Source organism: Okeania hirsuta (assembly GCF_003838195.1).
GTDB classification, from domain to species: domain Bacteria; phylum Cyanobacteriota; class Cyanobacteriia; order Cyanobacteriales; family Microcoleaceae; genus Okeania; species Okeania hirsuta.
Window position 1 is genome coordinate 1 of sequence record NZ_RCBY01000086.1, and the last position, 18,494, is coordinate 18,494.

General features: G+C 37.4%; 13 protein-coding genes and 2 pseudogenes. 9 read left to right on the plus strand and 6 right to left on the minus strand.

The features are described from left to right. Nucleotides 1-328: 328 nt before the first annotated feature. Nucleotides 329-1,059: pseudogene (locus D5R40_RS15690) on the plus strand (IS5 family transposase). A gap of 159 nt (nt 1,060-1,218) precedes the next feature. On the opposite strand, the gene D5R40_RS15695 reads toward D5R40_RS15690, so the two are convergent. Further along, on the minus strand, nt 1,219-2,301 hold the full coding sequence (locus D5R40_RS15695; RefSeq protein WP_124154882.1) for an amidohydrolase family protein: 1,083 nt from the start codon (nt 2,299-2,301) through the stop codon (nt 1,219-1,221). A gap of 495 nt (nt 2,302-2,796) precedes the next feature. Between D5R40_RS15695 and D5R40_RS15700 the strand changes: the two genes are divergently transcribed. The 5 genes and pseudogenes from D5R40_RS15700 (at nt 2,797) to rnc (ending at nt 5,702) form a co-directional block, all read left to right on the plus strand. Continuing rightward, nucleotides 2,797-3,282, plus strand: coding sequence for a transposase (locus tag D5R40_RS15700; protein ID WP_161564355.1), 486 nt, complete (start codon nt 2,797-2,799; stop codon nt 3,280-3,282). Nucleotides 3,283-3,500: 218 nt separating this feature from the next. Next, nucleotides 3,501-3,683, plus strand: coding sequence for a hypothetical protein (locus tag D5R40_RS15705; protein WP_124143476.1), 183 nt, complete (start codon nt 3,501-3,503; stop codon nt 3,681-3,683). Nucleotides 3,684-4,045: 362 nt separating this feature from the next. After that, nucleotides 4,046-4,450, plus strand: a pseudogene (locus D5R40_RS39635) (RNA-guided endonuclease InsQ/TnpB family protein); the annotation flags it as partial. Nucleotides 4,451-4,599: 149 nt separating this feature from the next. Further along, nucleotides 4,600-4,725 (plus strand): hypothetical protein, encoded by a 126-nt coding sequence (locus D5R40_RS41090; protein ID WP_275670287.1) that lies wholly within the window; start codon nt 4,600-4,602, stop codon nt 4,723-4,725. Nucleotides 4,726-4,964: 239 nt separating this feature from the next. Beyond that, on the plus strand, nt 4,965-5,702 hold the full coding sequence (gene rnc / locus D5R40_RS15715) for a ribonuclease III (RefSeq protein ID WP_124143477.1): 738 nt from the start codon (nt 4,965-4,967) through the stop codon (nt 5,700-5,702). Nucleotides 5,703-6,635: 933 nt separating this feature from the next. On the opposite strand, the gene D5R40_RS15720 is transcribed toward rnc, so the two are convergent. Together D5R40_RS15720 and D5R40_RS15725 are read right to left on the minus strand one after the other, a co-directional pair. After that, complete coding sequence (locus D5R40_RS15720) at nt 6,636-7,331, minus strand: hypothetical protein (protein ID WP_124143478.1); 696 nt, start codon at nt 7,329-7,331, stop codon at nt 6,636-6,638. 406 nt (nt 7,332-7,737) lie between these two features. Next, on the minus strand, nt 7,738-8,691 hold the full coding sequence (locus D5R40_RS15725; protein ID WP_124143479.1) for an N-acetylglucosamine kinase: 954 nt from the start codon (nt 8,689-8,691) through the stop codon (nt 7,738-7,740). Nucleotides 8,692-9,244: 553 nt separating this feature from the next. Between D5R40_RS15725 and D5R40_RS15730 the strand changes: the two genes are divergently transcribed. Together D5R40_RS15730 and D5R40_RS15735 are read left to right on the plus strand one after the other, a co-directional pair. Beyond that, on the plus strand, nt 9,245-10,072 hold the full coding sequence (locus D5R40_RS15730; protein WP_124143480.1) for a chorismate transformation FkbO/Hyg5 family protein: 828 nt from the start codon (nt 9,245-9,247) through the stop codon (nt 10,070-10,072). Nucleotides 10,073-10,206: 134 nt separating this feature from the next. Then, nucleotides 10,207-11,289 carry an LLM class flavin-dependent oxidoreductase gene (locus D5R40_RS15735; protein ID WP_124143481.1) on the plus strand — a complete coding sequence of 361 codons (1,083 nt, stop codon included), beginning with the start codon at nt 10,207-10,209 and terminating at the stop codon, nt 11,287-11,289. An 836-nt stretch (nt 11,290-12,125) separates the two neighbouring features. Here the strand turns inward: D5R40_RS15735 and D5R40_RS15740 are convergent. The 3 genes from D5R40_RS15740 to D5R40_RS15750 form a co-directional block, all read right to left on the minus strand. Next, complete coding sequence (locus D5R40_RS15740; RefSeq protein ID WP_124154883.1) at nt 12,126-13,268, minus strand: EcsC family protein; 1,143 nt, start codon at nt 13,266-13,268, stop codon at nt 12,126-12,128. Nucleotides 13,269-14,233: 965 nt separating this feature from the next. Next, a complete protein-coding gene (locus D5R40_RS15745; protein ID WP_124154884.1) occupies nt 14,234-15,148 on the minus strand; it encodes a S1 RNA-binding domain-containing protein in 915 nt (304 codons plus the stop codon). Between the two features lie 287 nt (nt 15,149-15,435). Continuing rightward, a complete protein-coding gene (locus tag D5R40_RS15750; RefSeq protein WP_124143484.1) occupies nt 15,436-16,173 on the minus strand; it encodes a dienelactone hydrolase family protein in 738 nt (245 codons plus the stop codon). Nucleotides 16,174-17,503: 1,330 nt separating this feature from the next. Between D5R40_RS15750 and D5R40_RS15760 the strand changes: the two genes are divergently transcribed. Next, the gene (locus tag D5R40_RS15760; RefSeq protein WP_124154885.1) at nt 17,504-18,487 is read left to right on the plus strand and encodes a GntR family transcriptional regulator; all 984 of its coding nucleotides are present in this window, start codon (nt 17,504-17,506) and stop codon (nt 18,485-18,487) included. The last annotated feature ends 7 nt before the right edge of the window (nt 18,488-18,494 follow it).

Sequence of the window (18,494 nt, forward strand, 5' to 3'; positions counted from 1 at the left end):
AGTCTTTCGGTGCCAACAACTAATGAAACAGCATGATTTAATACAAGGACTAACTTGCTTCCATTGGTGGCCTCAAACTAGGGCTGTTCAATTATAAGCGATCGCTTGAACATAAAGGTAGTTGGTGAGCGCCATCTTTTTGGTCATAAAGTTTGAATACATCTACTGTAATGATTCTGGTTTTATTATAAGTTATCATCCGAACATGATATAAATGGTAAACCAGATATCAAACATGAGAGTATATGACTCGTAAAGCCTATTCCACAGACCTAAGCGATTCCCTCCGGGACGCTGCGCGAACGCTGCTTGGAAAATCATAGCTCCCATGCTACCTGTGGCCAAATCAGAAACATCCAGAGGAAGGAAACAAACAGTGGACTTACCAGAAGTTGTTAATAGTATTCTCTACTGGAGTCGTAGTGGTTGTGCCTGGGAACTGTTACCCCATGACTTCCCACCAGCCAAGACTGTGTATGGGTATTTCCGAAAATGGCAAAAACAAGGAGTCTGGCAACGGATTCACCATAGCCTACGGGTTAATGTCCGTCAACAAGAGGGACGAAACCCCGAACCCACTGGAGCTATAATTGATAGCCAATCAGTGAAAACAACGGAGATAGGAGGAGCAGAGCGAGGCTTTGATGGAGGCCAAAAAGTCAAAGGCCGGAAACGGCACATCGAGCGTGGAGACATTAGGGCTAGTGTTAGTAGTGTTGGTTCATGCTGCCAATATATCAGATGTCACAGCTGGAAGGATGTTGCTGGCAGAATCAAGCCTGTCAGTTCCAACTCTACAAAAGGTTTGGGCCGATAGAGGTGATCGAGGACAGTGATTGCAGCAAGTCGCGGGTGGATGCGAGCTTTACCTGGAGGTGGTTGAACGTTCTCAAAAAAGTTTTGAGGTTGAACCTCGACGTTGGGTAGTTGAGAGAACTTGAGGCTGGCCCTTGACGACAAAGACGACTCAGTAAAGATTACGAGGGTTTACCGGAAGTGAGTGAAGCTGTCGTTCACATTGCCATGATGTCACTGATGTTAAATCGTCTTGTGGCTTAAGGTTTTATTTACAGATACCCTCTAATAATCTTTTATTAAAGTTGAAAAATCTTTTCTCTAAAAGAGTCTGAAATTTTTAGTTCAATGATACCAGTTCTCCAAAAAAGGAGAAAGGTTTTTAGATTATATCCTAACAAAGTGAAACCTACCCATTTCACCTCAAACTTTATAGAAACATTTAGGATTATCCCAAACGATTTTTTTAACTATCTCCTGAGATAAATTTTTCTCAAGCTCTACAATGTTTTTCACAATATCTGGGTGATGATCCATGTGTGGATAATCTGAGCCAAATATTAAATTTTCAGAGCCAATGTAATCAATAATTTGAGTTAGATAAGGTTCAGATGGCTCAACGGCAATATAACATTGACGGCGAAAATACTCTGAAGGCAGCAACTTTACCATATCTTTGACTTCCCAATGTAAATTTCTATACTCTTCGTCCAACCGCCATAACCAATAGGGCAACCAACCACAACCAGATTCTAAAAATCCTACCCTCAGCTTCGGATAACGCTCTAATACTCCTCCTTCTATTAAGGCCAATAATGCCATCATCTGTTCCATGGGGTGAGAACAAGCATGGAGGGCAAAACGACTATTGAATCTATCTGCTCCTGTGGTGGGTAAGCGACCGTGGGTTGCCTCGTGAATGCCTACAGCTATATCTAATTCTTCGCAAGCAGCCCAAAAGGGTTCGTATTCCGCATCGCTCAAAATTCTGCCTTTGACAGGGTTAGGGCGTAAAAAAACTGCTTTCCAGCCAAAGTTTACAATTCGATGTAGCTCTTTGACCATCTCCTGGGGGTCATGGAGATTCATTGCTCCTACTCCTTTTAACCGACTGGGGTCATAGCTACAAAATTCTTCATACAGCCATGTATTGTAGGCATGGGTAAAAGCTCCGATGACTTCTGGGGGGAAAGTATCGATGGCAAATAACCACAGTCCGGAAGTGGGATAAATAAAGGCTATATCTATTCCCATCAATACCATTGCTTGGACGTGGGATTCCACGTCGTAGTGGTTTAAATAAGCATGGGGGTGAGCCTCCATCATCTGCCTATTTCCCTCTTGTTCTACTTGTTGGGAGATTTTTTCGGTGATGGGTTGTCCTTTGATTTTCATGTCGGTTGAGGGGGCAAAGTCTTGAAATTGAGGTTCGAGGTATTTGGCCCACATCTGGGAAGGTTCGATAGCGTGGGAGTCTGCATCTATAATTTTGTAACTGTTCAGCATTTTTATTTTTCTGTGTAGTAGACTGTTTCATCTAAATAAAATAGTGTAATAGTAGAGGCGGGTTCTGCATTAAATTAGTCTTGCTCAACATTAAATTTAGATAAACCTGCCCCATGCCGCACTTCAGTAGATCCAGTAGTGGCGCGTCAAGCTTAAAATGGTGTATTAGTTTCATAGGCAAGAAGTTATCATCACAGACCATCAGGCGATCGCTAAAAATTGACATGGAGAAACAGGTGTTAAGAGTCTTAGTGTGCCACAGTTTCAACAACAGGATAAAGATGCTTCAATGACAAAATAGCAAAATAATAGTATACTTTAAGGTTTGGCGTTGCTGATTTGAGGTATGATATCATTCAGGATAAGAGGGCCAGCAAAAAACTTTCTCCTTCTACTCAGGGTTTCTTATTCTTTCTTCCCTCCTGACTCCTGAGGACTGACTCCTAAGTAATTAGGATTAATATCATATCAGAAATTTAAAATTGTTTAATTCGAGTGTTTGCTTTAGATGAATGTGATGTTTGTGCTGAAGATATTTGTGGTTATGAATGGGGCGATCGCCTGGAAAGACGAGAGGTAGAGGTAGACAACTATCGTGATTCCCAGACATACTATGGAGCTTTAGATTGCCAAAGTGAAGAAGTAATACTTAGTGCCTATCAAACAGCTAACACGGAAGCAACAATTGATTTTGTCAAGCATTTACGTATTCAAAGTGAGGAAGCGAAAATTGTTCTGATTTGGGATGGATCCAGTTACCATCGTTCCCAAGAGTTTCGTAAGTTTCTTGCCACAATCAATACTCAGACAAATATTACAGTTCATTGTTTGCGTTTTGGACCATATGCACCATCAGAAAATCCCATAGAGAATATTTGGGGACAAGCCAAAAAACTGCTTCGACAATTACACCAACGATGTCGCTCCTTTGCCATCACAAAAAAAATCTTTGAACTATTTATTAGAGTTGTCGCTAAATAGAGGGAAAAAATCGCTCCAACCTAGACAGAGCAATAATTTCAAGGCCTTTTTAGCCACCAATAGCTACAATCCTTATATAACAAGGTTTTTGGGGGTTTTTGAAGTTATAAAGCGACAAGTCTATTAAGTATAGGTTATTTAGTGTGCCCAATTTGAGTAAATATCAAGCTTTCTCTAGTATCATTTAGGATTTCTATACTAACCTGTGGAGTAAAACTATGTATCATCAGAAATGGAAAAAAATAATTATTTTTTGTTTATTATTTATCTTGATTTTTTTTAGTACCATTATCTTAAAAATTCTCCTGGTAAAACAATCAGCGATCGCTGTAAAAGAAGATGACTGGGATAGATTTTTAGAAGAGAAAGACTTTATTGAAGCAGTAAATCAAGTTGAGTAGCATTGGGAAAGAGACTATGAAAATTACTTTGATGAAAATCTAGCTGACTTTTCAGTAACGGCTGAAGGTATCGCTGAAACTCTTTCAAATATATCTCAACAAACTGGTACAAAACCTGCTGTTATAGCAATGTGCGCTGGCATATTTACACATTATTTTTTGTACACCTGTTCGCTTAATGCACTTTGAGCTGGACATTGTAAATACCTGAGCGCACATTGCTATATTTGGATTTGGTCACGAGCAGAGCAAATGCAGCTAATATTAATAACCCTAGGCAAAAAACCAGAATTTTATAGTGTTACTGATGCAGATAAGGCACAGTTAATTAATACAGTTATAAGCCTAAATAATGTGAAGGCAAACTATCTCAACTACAATATCGGAACCGTAATAAAACAATTGGTTCAGCTAACTGGAAAAAGGCACAACTGAAGATAGCTAGACTGCATAGAAAATTAGCAAACATCCGTCTTGACTCACTTCATAAATTGACAACATACTTAGCCAAGAACCACGGTACTGTTGTCATTGAAAATTTGAATGTTAGCGGTATGCTAGCCAACCATAAGCTGGCGAAATCAGTTAGCAGATAGTGATTTTATGAGTTCAGGCGACAGCTTGAATATAAAACTCAGTGGTACGGCTCTGAGCTAGTAGTTGTTGATAGATTTTTCCCATCATCAAAAACTTGCAGTAGGTGCGGTCATGTTCAGGATATGCCACTAAGCCTGAGAACTTATAACTGTCCTGACTGTGGCTTGTAAATAGATAGAGATTTAAACGCCAGTATAAATTTGAGAGATGCGGTCGGGCAAGACCCGTGAATGCTTGTGGATGAGTAACCGCCGACGGCCTCAGTTGTTTGCATAGCATTCCGTAGGAAAGCAGGAAGTAAACAGTAAAATGTCGCATTATGACATTTTATATCGTTTTTATGAAGCAGTTACAACCACCCCTAGAATTGTCAGAGTTTGGTAATGAAATTTTTTCCCATCCTTATTATTGGTCAGCTTTTACATTAATTGGTAATCCTTGGTAAGTTTTTTGGGCGTTGATAATTTAGACCCTAGATCGATTATCTTCTCCACCTTTCTGTATGTAATAATTATAATGTAACTCTAATAGTAAACAAATATTCCATTGCACTAAAATTAGCAAAGTAGGAAGCAGGAAGTAGGGAATAGGGAGAGTCCAAAAATTGGATAATTTATTTTTTGCTATTCCTTAACCCTAAAAGTAAACAAATAAAAATTGGGAGAGACCAAAACCATCCAAACAATGACTCAAATATATCATCCTCGCCAAAAGCAACTTCAATCTCTAATAGAAAAGTTATCTATACCTCAACAAGCAGCAATAAAATGGAATTTACTAGATTTGGCTTTAACCCATTCTACAGTTTCCTCAATACATAACTATGAACAGTTAGAATTTGTAGGTGATGCAGTAGTTCGACTGGTTGCGGCAGAGTTACTATTTGAAAAGTATTCAAATTATCCAGTAGGAGAATTTGCCGCCATTCGTTCTATTTTGGTGAGCGATCGCTCTCTAGCACAAATTGCAAATAAATATGGGTGGAGTCGTTATTTACTAGTATCTAAAAGTGCAGCAGGAGATCGAGCTGGAGAAGAATCACGAATAGCAGATTCTTTTGAAGCTGTTTTAGCTGCTCTTTATTTAAGCACCAATAGCTTAGAATTAATTCGCCCCTGGTTAGACTCTCACTTTGAAATCTTGATCGCAGAAATTCGCAGTGACCCAGCTAGGCAAAATTATAAAGCAGCTCTCCAAGAATGGACTCAAGGTCATTACAAAACACTGCCAAATTATCAAGTTGAGGAAACAAATAAGATTCATGGCGATCGCGGACGTTTCTTTGCAGAAGTTTGGTTTAAAGGCAAGAAACTTGGCATGGGTAAGGGACCATCAATTAAAGCTGCGGAACAAGCTGCAGCTAAATCTGCTTTGAATCAATTGAAAGCTAAAAGTTTTGAACAGTTAGACGATCTACTTTAGTACCTGATAGATAAAGTTATTCATGGTAGTTAATACTCACCAATCTTGAAAACAAGGTGAATATTCAAGGAGTCAGAAATCAGAAGTGTGTTTGCGCAGCATTCGGATTGAAAATCAGAAGTTAAAATTAGTGGGAGAATGGCTCTTTGCGTAGCATTCCCCAATATATCAAGGAACAAGCGTATTTGACATTAAAGTCTTGCTATGTAAGCTTTTGAGCCTATTTTTTAGGTGTTTTTGACTAATACAAATTTGAAAAAAGAATGTTACGAATAATAAGTGTGATTAAAAGACAAGTACAGGAAATGTCCCTTTGACAAAGGGGTGGAACCCCGGGACGACACCAGTTGCAAGCGGTCGATCTTCGGAGCTTCCCGTAGGGTGGGATGGCGTTTTGCTCCCCAACATGTAAAGCGTTAGCGTTTGCGCAGCATGACCATAGGAAAGCTCCTCTGGAGGAGGAAAGAGGCAGCGGCTCTGTCACTCTTCGGGTCTCCTCGCCATATCCAATCCACCAACAGAGCGGTCAGAACCCGCGTCGGCGTGAGACGCAAGGGAATGCTGACCAAGAGAGGGAACGCGCACCAAAAGAAAAAGAGAATTTATGACCTAAAAATTGGTATTGAAGCCATTAATTCTGTACCTCGCCAATCCGACGGCTTCCCTACCTGAGTTCTGACTTCCTCTCCTGGGAGGGGGAGGGGCGAGGGGTGGGTTGACTCCGAATAAATACCCTATTGTAGCAAATATTTATCAATTTTGTATAAAGTCCCGATAAGGGAGTAGGGAAAATAGGGAGATGTGATCTGCATAGATAGGATCGGCTTTTTCATCACTAATTATCTGGATTTAATATCAATCGAGTTGCATAAGGCTAACGCACATTGAATCTAGTATAACTATCAGCCATGGCATTTTGATTCTGTATGTAAATTAACGCAATGCAAAATCAGACCGTAATCTCAAGTCTAAATCTTCCTCTGGATAAATCACGACTACCTCCGCTTTTTCCCGACCCAATAATACTCCAGCTAAAGCACCCAACCCAGCACCAGCTAATACTCTTTCTGTAGCAATTACTTTATCCCCAGTAATACCAGATAGTAAAGTAGCAGCAGCACCACCGACAGCGGCACCCTTCAAAATATCTCCAGCATCAGCACCCTTTGTGATTTTTTCAGTATCGGTAACTACCCTAGAAATAGCGTCAAAACGAAACCTTCTGCGACCGCGGATAATTAACTGTTCGGCCAAAAATTGAGTACCATCTGAAACAGGTTGTAGTTGACCTTCTATTAAACTGCCAAAGGGTATAATTACTCTTCCTTGAACATCTCGAATATCTTGTGCTACTGTTAGCCTTAATCTCATAGATTCATCTGGACTTAGGACTACTTTTTCTGCTTCCTCATATTCGACAGGTATAAGTGTCCCTGCTGGTATTCGTGCTACAGAAAACGGTCTTCGTTGGTTATTAGGAAGTTGTCTTTGTTGGTTCCCAAGAAACGTTCTTCGCCGATAAAATTGAGCCATAGCAGGATTTGAAATTAGAGGTGTTGCTGTGGCTAATGTCATACCTAAACTTAATAATAAAGATGTTCCGAAATGCCATTTTTTTGAATTAAACATAGATAATATTCTCCAAATAGAAAATTTTCAGCAGTGTAATAAATATCTGATGAGATATAGCAGTGCTAGCTCAGGGGTTTACCAGGGTCATTTCATTCTGGTGCAGGATGGCAGAAATAACTAACCAGTTACAAAATCCTAAAAGCCTTACCAATCAATAATTTTAACTTTTAACTTTTAACTTTTGACTTTTGACTTCCGCGTAGCGGCACTAGATTTTGGCAATGAATTTATTGATTTTCAGACAGGGAAAAATAAATTTCCTAAAGCTTGAAATAACGTTGTTTCGTCAATACATAAAATGCCACAGTTTAGAATGAAATAGCCCTGGGCGTTTACCTTTTTAGGGTAAGGGAAAATTGTTAATTTTTTTATATAACAATATTTTGAATTCCCTGTTATTTACCTACATAGCAATAGCTTTCAAGGCTAAAATTCCTGCACCATAAGCAGGTTGATGTCGAGGCCAGATAATTTTGGCAGTAGGAGCGACCGCTAAGATAGAATTTTCAAATTTACCGCGAAAATTAATCATACTGTTCCAGACACTTCCAATAGTAACTACTTCAAAAGTTTCGTGAGGCTGAAATAAGGTAGATATCACAATTTTTGTAGCTATGCTTAACTCCTCCACAGCGCTTTGAATAATTTTCTTAGCTACCTTATCTCCGTTATCTGCGGCTGAGGAGACAATAGGAGCAAGTGCTGCTATATGTGTTGGACTCCATTCACGACGATAGACTACTTCTATTAGACCTTCAATATTTATTAGGCCCAGATATGCTTGAAAATCTGTAATTAGAGTCGTGGGTAATTCACGTCCATCATAACTTTTCAAAGCTGCTTGTAAACCTCTAATAGCTATATTATAACCACTACCTTCGTCTCCCAATAGATAACCCCAACCACCAACTCGTTTAGTTAACCCCTGACTATTTTGGCCGAATACTTGAGAACCTGTGCCTGCCATTGCCACAATACCTATAGAATATCCAATACCTCCCACCAAAGCGATGTTACTATCGCTACAAATAATTATTGTATTTGGGTGTAAATCCCATTTTATCGGCAAATTAGTAATAATTTCTTGGAGCAAATTTTCTACTACTGGAAAATCTTCAGGTCTTCCTACTCCTGCTAAACCAAGACAAATTCCAGATATTGGTTGATGGTTATTATTATTAGTAACTGCTTGAGTAATAGCGGTTTGAATTGAATTTTTAGCTACTTCAATTCCCACACTCTGATAATTTGACGGACCACTTTTACCACTACCAAGAATTTGATAATTTTCATCTATTAAAACGGCTTCTGTTTTAGTGCCACCGCCGTCAATTCCTAAAACATTTACTTTTTTCATATTCTATAATTATTATTATTTATCTAATTTTGAGCTAGGAAAATTTTTGACAATTCATATCAGCTCTCAAACCTCCTACTTCAGTGGTAGGTACTGTTAATTGATAACTTTTAACTTATTTGATACCACCACCATCAATTTCTAAAACATTTAATTTTTTCATATTCTATAATTATTATTATTTATCTAATTGGGAGGCAGGAAAAATTTTGACATCGAATTATTCTAACTATAAAAAAAATATCATAAATAGCAAAACTAAGTTGATTTTTATGTCAAGTTGACATAAAAAAATGTCAAAGTTATTATACAAATCTAATAAAAACAAATAAATACTCATACTTTTTAGTCATTTATTAATTGTTAAGATTACCTTTTAGGTTATTTTTTATATTTATATGAAACCCCATTGATGTGCCTCAGAGAATCCTCCTGTGGAAGAGTTGCCCTAAGGCTAAAACACAGATTATCTCAACCTTTAGCTTAGTATTAGGAGTATCAAAAATGATTAAGCGCACATGATACTCCTAATAGTTGCATAGTTGGAATTAACATGAATATTTATTTTGGACAAGATAGAACTTTCTGCTTTTCAACCATAGATGAAATTAATTTGTACCTCAAAATTCCAATCCTGGAAGGATATTCAATCATTCATTACTCTAGCGAATTAGGAAAAAATTACACCGAGCAAGATTTTAATCTGCTACAAACAAATTCCCAATTAATGGGTGTATCGACTGTACCAATAACATATCCTCTAGAAGATATTGCATACAAAACATATTTAAGTTTGCTAGAACTGACACAAGACTGGAATTTATGTCGAATTGGGAATTATGTTCCCTATATTAATGATGAAAGTAAGGGTCTGGAAAACTATAAATCTTTCTGTAAGGGTAGATCCCTAGCATTTGAAAGTTTTTATGGGACAAACTTTTGTGTAAAATTACCAGCAGCAACAGGTATAGGTATTGCTGATGACACCTATGCAATCTACTTTATTGCAGTGAAGGAAAACATTAGTAATGTGGAAAATCCCGAACAAGTTTCAGCCTACAAATACCCACCCCAGTATGGACCACGTTCGCCAAGTTTTGCCAGAGGAACTGTTATTAAGTCCAATGGTAAACGTATTGGCTATCTGTCAGGAACAGCTAGCATCAAAGGACATAAGTCTGTAGGCAAAGGCAATATTGAAAAACAGTTTGAGGTAACTCTGGATAACATGAAACTGGTGTTTGAACGTATGGGGTTTAATCCAGGACTTCCAGACCCAATGCTTTATGATCGCTCCTTCACCATTTACATCCGCCATCCTTCTGATTTGCCTGTTGTTCAACAGATGGTTAAGAAAAATTTCGCTGCTGCAGATAGATAAGTCTATCTGCATTCAGATATATGTCGCTCAGAACTAGACATAGAAATTGAAGCCATCATTACTGAAAAGTAGCTACCATAACTACCCTGCAATTGAGTTACCCGATTTTATCCTTTATCAACTCTAAAAACAAAATGGAATTTGGTTTACAGTTTTTTCCCGATGTTAGCCCTCAACAGAAGTCAGGAGCACAGTATTTTCATGAAGCTCTCCATCTGGTAAGTCTGTGCGACAAACTTAATTATACTAATGTTAGAATTGTCGAACACTACTTCCATCCATACGGCGGATATAGCCCTAATCCTATCGTTTTCCTCACAGCAGCATCCCAACGAACTCGAAAAGCTCGCTTGATTACCGGAGCAGTGTTGCCTGTCTTCAACAATCCACTTAAACTAGCTGGAGAAATTGGGATGTTAGATGCAATTTCCAACGGACGTCTCGAAGTTGGTTTTGCTCGTGCATTTTTGCCCCATGAATTTGCTAGATTTGGGATTGATTTAAACGAAAGTCGTGCCCGCTTTACGGAAGGGATGGAACAGGTACGTTGCCTTCTTGAAGCAGAAAATGTGAGTATGGAAGGTCAGTTTCACCGCTTTGAGAATGTTACTTCTTTGCCTCGTCCGACTCAAACTCCCCGCCCTCCCTTCTGGATAGCGTGTCTGGCTACTCCAGAATCTTTTGTGACTGCTGGTGAAAGGGGTTATGGAGTAATGGCAATTCCTTTAGCTGGTGGGAAAATGGCCGAGTTAATTAAGCTATATCGAGATGCCTGGAAATCTGCTGGTCATCCAGGCCAAGGTAAGGTAATGTTGGCTTTTCATATGTTCTGTGCGCCAACTGAGGAGCAGGCGATCGCCATTGCTCGTCAACCATTAAATAGGTATTTGAAATCTTTGGTAGAAGCTGCTTCTGATTGGGTAAAGGGTACTTGTTCGGTAGATTATCCAGGCTACGATAAAATTATTGCTTCACTACAGGAAGAAACTTTTGAATCTCAGATAGAAAAGGGAGCTGCTTGGATTGGTACCCCTGAAAAATTGCGCAAGACAATCGCTAGTTACTATGAACAGGTTGGAGGTTTTGAATTTGCATCTATGCAGGTCAACTTTAACACTATTTCAGTCGAAGATGCCACAACTTCTATGGAACTCTTTGCTAAAGAAGTGATGCCTCATTTTACTGAAAAGCAATTAGTCGGTAATAGTGTTGTTTGACTATTTTTTAGGGGGTTGGCGTTGCAAAGAAGTCATGCAGTAATAACTTAGTTAGTCTAGTAAAGTAGGATTTTATGAAATTATTTGCTGAAAAATTGTCTTGATAAAATTGATAATTTTCACTTCTTTTTCCTACCATTTCATATCGATAAAATTTTGACTATAAAAATTGCTAAATAAGTTTCAAAACTTATGATAACTGATAATTGAAATGACTCTTTACTACTTTTTAGAAAACTATCAAATAATTCGATATTAATTAAACTTATATTTAATTAATTAATATATTTAAAATTTAAACTAATTTTGACAAAAAAAGTTGAAATGAGCTATTGAGGGCCAAATTTTCGGGAAAAATCGCGATTTTGCCCCTGTATTCGCAATCTTTTCATAAACGCTGTAAGTCTTGATATGCAATAAATACAGGATTTTTGCTTCATAGCGAATTTTGATGTATATTGATAACAAGTCTGTCGCTCTGCGTAGGTGCTAATTAAAATGAAAAGACCATTGGTAAGTAGAAGTGCGATCGCGAAGCGGAATGGAATTCTATCGTGTCAGCGGAACGGAGTTCTATGGCAAAATAGCATTGATAAGATTGATGATTTTTCTTACCGAAAAATTCAGGTATAAAGCCTCTCCATTCATGGGGAAAAAAGAAAAAAATTCCTTTAGCTCCATCCTCTTCTTTATAAGAAGAGGTAATTATTAATTGTTAATTGTTGAACATTTCGTATTGACAAAAATTTCCACTACAAAAACGGCTGAATAAGTTTTGATACTTATTCAGCCTTCCTAATATGCAGTTTCATTTCAATTTTTTAAAAGATTTATTGTTATTCCAATAGGATACCTGCTAAAGCATCTAACTCACTTTGAAGGACTTGCATTTCCACGGCAGCTAGGTCAACCTTCAACTTCTTACTAATTAGTTCGAGGACTTTCTTTTCTTGTGGAGTAATAACCTCATCTAACTCAGCAATTTTTTGACACTCAGCTACAACTGAAATCGCAAACTCATCATTGACTTGAGCAAGTAATTTTTCTAGAGATGGAGGAGATTTGATATTCTTCTGAATTATTTCCAGAGAACCAGGACTCAGGTTAGCTCCTTCAAGTTCTGGCAGTATTTGTTCCCAAGTTTTTCCAGGATTTCCAGCCAAAATTACATGAACCAAAATTTGATCCATGATAGCTTGTTGAGCGATCGCCGCTTTTAAATATTTCTGGGTATCAACTTGAGCAGTTTCTAGTGCAGCTTCCATAGTTTCTGGGGCCAATTTTGCTTCATAGAACCGACAAGCTGCATACCCCAGGGAATAGAGCATAACTGCATTTGTACTACCACCAATTACTGCACCTGCTAAAGGCACATTTCGCATAAAACCTAATCCGGCTTTTAAAGCTTGACCACCTCCAACTGCTAGACCAAAAATTCCTAAAACCTCTCCTTTTCTTGCTGGTTCTTGCAAATCAAATCCATAAGCATAAGCAATCTGATATACCATTTCTGCTTGTATTGCAGTTGTAACTGTTAAGTCAACTGCTATGAGTCCTAATCCCATTCCTGGTACAATACTTGTAGCAACCCCTGTCCCCCCAACATAAATTGCTTTCTCTAAAATTACACGATGGCTAATTTCAGAGGGGCTTTCATTTGGATATTTTTGTTGTAGGCGTTGAATTTCAGTTTCAGCTTTGACAATATCTATCCGATCAACTATTTCTAACAGCTCTATTTTCAGAGCTTTTGTTAATGGTAACAATAATTGACTATTATTCACCATTTCAGTAACATATCCTAGGCTATGTGTTGTATTTACAGCTACACTACCAATAGCTTCACCAGCACCACAAGCTGCTTGAACTGTGGCGTTTCCGACTACTTGTGCTGCTCCTCTAACTGAACCAAATAATGACCCTAAAAAAGACGAATTTTGATTTGGAGTTTTTGATAAATCTGCGGAAGTTGTAGTCATCTTTAAACTGATCTTTTATGAATTTATATATCTAGAATAAGATGCACATTTGTCTGTTAACAATAGTGTATTTACTGAAGTTTTATAGCGTAATTTCCTATTATTTTCCGAAAAAATACTGACCTATTGATAATCTATAAAATTTTTTTTAAGTTCCCACAGTAGGATTATTTTTGAAAATTATTTATCTATGAAATTGTACTTAATAAAAAAAGACAATTATCCCTGATTTATTATGGCTAATAAAAAAACTTGTCTAATTAGTAAAGTAGGATTTGATGAAATTATTTGCTGAAAAATTGTATTGATAAAATTGAGATTATTATCTCTTTTTCCTGCCATTTCATGTCTATAAAATCTTGACTATAAAAATTGCTGAATAAGTTTCAAAACTTATGATAACTGATAATTGAAATGACTCTTTACTACTTTTTACAAGACTATAAAATAATTTTATATTAATTAAACTTATATTTAATTGATTAAACTATTTGAAATTTAAACTAATTTTCACAAAAAAAGTTGAAAGTAGCTCTTGAAGGCCAAAATTTAGGGAAAAATCGTGATTTTGCGCTTGTTTTAGCAATCTTTTCATAAACGCTACAAGTCTTGATATGCAATAAATACAGGATTTTTGCTTCCCAGGGAATTTTGATGTATATTGATAACAAGTCTGTAGCTCTGCGCAGGTGCTTATTAAAATGAAAAAGAGGATTAATGAGTGGGAGTGCGATCGCCTCAGCGAAACGTAGTTTTATCGCGTAGCAGAACGGAGTTCTATTGCATCAACGGATAAATTTGAGTTATAAAAATTGCTGAATAAGTGCCAAAACCTATTCAGCCATCCTGAAAAGTAATAGAAAAATTAAACCTATAGCTAAGAAAGAATTGATGAGAACATAGACTAATGAAAGACCTTAGACTAGGAAATATTTTTCCAACTATTCCCTATTCCCTATTCCCTGCTATTGTAATTGAGGTAAAGCCTTTCTCGCCCTTTCTGCGCGAGCATCAGCAGACTCCATCACTTCATCAATTTTTTCCAACATTTCCCCTGGATAATTTTCTAACACCTTAGTAGAAAGAGAAATGCGCTTTCGACCCTCATCCAAATCAACAATCATCGCCTTAACCAAATTACCCTGGGCAAAAATTGTTGATAAAGAATCAACCCGTTTTTGACTAACTTGGGTAATATGAAGCAAACCAGTTAAACCCTCTAAATCTACAAAAACACCAAAAGGTTTCACTCCCGCAACCTTTCCTTCCACCAACTGACCAACAATTAACTTACTAAAACCAGCAGACTGAGCAGCCAAACGCTGAGACATTACAATTTTCTTTTTTTCTTGGTCTAATTCCAAAAAATTGACCGTCAATACTTGGTCAATCAATGACTCCAAATTATCCTTTGCCAAAAGATGGGAGCGCGGAATAAAACCCCGCAAAGATTGTACGTCCACCGTCACCCCACCTTTATTAGTACCAATTACTCGAACTTGGAAAGACTGACCACCTTCTTGTAATTCAATCAAATTCTCCCAAATTTGATTAATTTCTAGTTGCTTAATAGAAAGAAGCACTTCTCCTTCTGCATTTTGCTCACGGATAATTAGGAAGTCCCGTTCTAGCTGTAATGGTAGTGCTTCCGATAAATCTTGTGTTACTCCCAAGAAAGCTTCTTGAATGGGTAAAAGAGCTAAAGACTTACCCCCTATATCAATGTATACACCTTCAGATTCATAACTATATACTTTTCCAGTAACTATTTGTCCTTTTTGAAATCCATAATTATATTGAGGTTGTTCGAGAGCTTTAGCAAAATCGTCCATGGAAAAGGACTGTTTACTTTCTTGAGAGCTAGTTGATTCGGGATTCATATACGGTAAAAAAAACACTAGGCTACTTCAATATAGCTAATCTTTGGGGCTTCAGTAGAGAAAAAAATAGCTTATTGACCTATAGACAGGGAATAGGGAGTATGGAGTAGGGGGGAAGCAAAAATATCAAACTATTGGCCACAAAAAAATAATCCTGAAATATTGATTAAAATTTAGCTAGTTCTCAAAGAGTGAAGATTTTTGCTATTAGCCATGAGAAGATCAATTCATAGGGATGTTCGAGCTTCAATATTTTGTTGACCAACACTTTCTAAAACTACTTTTTTTTACAATTCTTGACCAAAAAGTTGCTTTGTCTTGACCCAAGCATCAGCAGTAGCTTCAGCATTATAACTACTACGATGGTCACAAAAGAAACCATGATCTGCTTGATAACGAAATACCTGGTGCTTAATTTGATGTTTCTGTAATTCTGCTTCTATTTGGTCTACCTGTTCTATGGGAATTAAAGGATCTTCTGTGCCAAAGAAGCAGTAAATAGTACCACTAATTTTCGGAGTTAGAGTAATAGTAGGTTCACCACCACCGGGAGTACCAGTGGCAATACCAGCTCCATAGAAAGAGGCAGTTGCTTGAATTTCTGGTAAAGTTGCTGCTAAATAGCTCACATGGCCTCCGAAACAGAAACCAATACAACCAAACTTGTCTGCTTTAACAGTAGGTAGGGTTTTGAGATAATTTATAGTAGCTTGAATATCACTTAGTAGTTCTGAGGCTTTGGTTTGTTCTTTATACTTGCGACCCAGTTTGACATTTTCCTCAGTATAGCCCACTTCAAAACCTGGAGCTTGACGTTGGTAGATTGAGGGAGCGATCGCTACATAACCTTCTTTGGCAAATTTTTCTGTTACTTCTCGGATATGGGCATTGACCCCAAATATTTCTTGAATTACTACTACTGCTGGAAATAGATTTTCTTCTACTGGTTGTGCTAGATAAGAAGCTATTTCTAGGTCTCCGTTGGGGACTTGAATATGGGCTGTACGGATTTTTAATTCTGTCATCTTTTCGGCGACGGGAGACCCGCCGTATAATTTACAATTTTTGATCAGGAGGAACCTCCTCCCTCTTTTTTGGGGTGCGATGACCCGTGTCATTATCGCACTGTGGTTAATTCTATCCAAACATTTCTCAATATCTAGTTCGATTACCCTTTTTTTGTGACCTTTTCCTTAGGTGTTGAGGTTGCTGAAGACCTACTTTTGCGCGTCTTGCGTACTCCTACCAGGTCTGAAGCTGTAACTTCGGGCTAGGAAACGAAGGGGTAAGCCTAGGTTGAAAAGTCAATCTAGACCTCGTTAATTGAACTTTCCTCATGGTAATGATTCTTGGTTAAAGTTTTGATAAATTAATGGTAAATGGTGATATATTTTAATTCCTAAAATAGGTTTAATTAAGGCTATAACCCTTAGAACAATACCTGCTCGAACTCAAATCAAACAAGTTTCACTAACAAAAAAACTGATAGTTGGTGGATAAGTTTAAGTTGAGAATATCAGTCAATCTTGGGAAAAACTCATAGATTGAGATGCTTTTCTAGACAAGAATATTTATTGAGCCAGATCACCAGGAAATAAATTATCTTCTTTGAAACCGTTAAGAACAAATCAAGAGCAACTGACCAAAGTATCCCAAGGTAATAACATAAAAAAGGTAAACATGGCAGTAAAGCCAGAGGAAAGCTAGCAAAACGCGAAAGTAAAATGATCAAAAAATAGCTAGAAGTCGTAAATATTTTCAGTATAAAACAGCTGACAAATTAAGTCGGACAGGTAAAAAAGTATTTTTTGATGAATTGTGAAATTTAGCAGGATTAACTTGCACAAATCAAGGCAAACAAAATGAAGATGGAAAGTATTTACCTAATGGTCAATCCTCAAAGTCTGGGTTAAATAAGTCTTGGCGCTGATGCTGCGTTTAATCAAATTTTTAACATACTAGCTCAGGTAGTTGCAAAAGCTTTTGATGTTGGCAAGTGAAACTCTAGAGTGATAGAATGGAAACCAAACTATACATCTCAATGACTTTATGATAGAGATGAAATTGTGTTTACAGATTGCAGTATCAGAGAATATTTTGATCGGAAACTACAGTGGAAAATTGATCGAGATACAAACGCAGCAATCAATTTGAAACGAGTCGGACTGGACTTGTTCGGTGACTATAAACCGCCGTAAGAACAAAGTGGTTATTATAAAGTCAAAAACTGCTTTTGTTTCTAAGGAAGTTCTGACCGTTTTTAATAAACATTAGAAGCCTACACAGAAAGCTAATACATCTGTGTAGGTAAGTTACAGCATAAAAATTTATTTCTGAGCAGCAGTTTTTTCTACTATGGTTAATTTTCAGATTAAAGCAGATAGTGATATTCCTGCATCAAACCAATTATTTAATCAAATTCGGTTTGCCATAGCTTCCCGAAAGTTTTCTCCTGGCCATCGACTACCTAGTACCCGACAACTTGCGATGCAAACTGGTTTACATCGCAACACTATAAGTAAGGTATATCGTCAACTTGAAGATATTGGTCTTGTGGAAGCTCAAGCAGGTTCAGGTATTTATGTCAGAGCACAGGGAAATGAGAGGGGGCGAAAATTAAATTCTCCCATATATGAAAAGTATCCCTATGCCAGTCATATAGTCAAGGGTAGCTTGGATGAATTACTGTCCCAAGGTTGTAGTCTGAATGAAGCTAGAGAAATGTTTCTCACTGAGATTGACTGGCGACTGCGTTGTAGTGCCAGGGTATTAGTGACAGCTCCCTCTAATGATATTGGTATTGGACAGTTAATGGCTAAAGAGTTGGAACAAGCTCTTAATATTTCTGTCCAAGTAGTTCCTCTGGAAGAACTAGGTAGAGTTATAGATGAAGTATCTTCTGGAACGGTTGTCACAAGTCGATATTTCATTGGACGAGCTGAAAAAATAGCTGCTCCTCAATCTGTACGAGTGATTCCAATTGATATATATGATTATGCTCAAGAATTTAAGTTGGTTAATAATTTATCTCAGGGAAGTTACTTTGGTATAGTTAGTCTCAGTTCTGGTCTACTAAAAGCTGCAGAAGTAATTATTAATAGTTTGCGTGGAAATGATGTAATTGTAATGACTGCGCAACAGGAAGAAACCCACAAAGTTGATGCTATGGTGCGGATGGCTAAAATAATTATTTGTGACAAATTTAGTGATGCTAAAGTTAAAGCTGCCGTACAAAAAAACAGAGCAGATATTATTCGCCCGCCACAAATTATCTGCTTTGAAAATTATATTGGAACAGAGTCAATTAATTTATTGAAACGAGAGTTGGGTTTGGTATAGTTTATGC

Bases quoted from the DNA above. Each gene is read 5' to 3' on its own strand.
- D5R40_RS15695 (WP_124154882.1), bottom strand. From the start codon at position 2,301: ATGCTGAACAGTTACAAAATTATAGATGCAGACTCCCACGCTATCGAA.
- D5R40_RS15705 (WP_124143476.1), top strand. From the start codon at position 3,501: ATGTATCATCAGAAATGGAAAAAAATAATTATTTTTTGTTTATTATTT.
- D5R40_RS41090 (WP_275670287.1), top strand. From the start codon at position 4,600: ATGACATTTTATATCGTTTTTATGAAGCAGTTACAACCACCCCTAGAA.
- rnc (WP_124143477.1), top strand. From the start codon at position 4,965: ATGACTCAAATATATCATCCTCGCCAAAAGCAACTTCAATCTCTAATA.
- D5R40_RS15720 (WP_124143478.1), bottom strand. From the start codon at position 7,331: ATGTTTAATTCAAAAAAATGGCATTTCGGAACATCTTTATTATTAAGT.
- D5R40_RS15725 (WP_124143479.1), bottom strand. From the start codon at position 8,691: ATGAAAAAAGTAAATGTTTTAGGAATTGACGGCGGTGGCACTAAAACA.
- D5R40_RS15730 (WP_124143480.1), top strand. From the start codon at position 9,245: ATGAATATTTATTTTGGACAAGATAGAACTTTCTGCTTTTCAACCATA.
- D5R40_RS15735 (WP_124143481.1), top strand. From the start codon at position 10,207: ATGGAATTTGGTTTACAGTTTTTTCCCGATGTTAGCCCTCAACAGAAG.
- D5R40_RS15740 (WP_124154883.1), bottom strand. From the start codon at position 13,268: ATGACTACAACTTCCGCAGATTTATCAAAAACTCCAAATCAAAATTCG.
- D5R40_RS15745 (WP_124154884.1), bottom strand. From the start codon at position 15,148: ATGAATCCCGAATCAACTAGCTCTCAAGAAAGTAAACAGTCCTTTTCC.
- D5R40_RS15750 (WP_124143484.1), bottom strand. From the start codon at position 16,173: ATGACAGAATTAAAAATCCGTACAGCCCATATTCAAGTCCCCAACGGA.
- D5R40_RS15760 (WP_124154885.1), top strand. From the start codon at position 17,504: ATGGTTAATTTTCAGATTAAAGCAGATAGTGATATTCCTGCATCAAAC.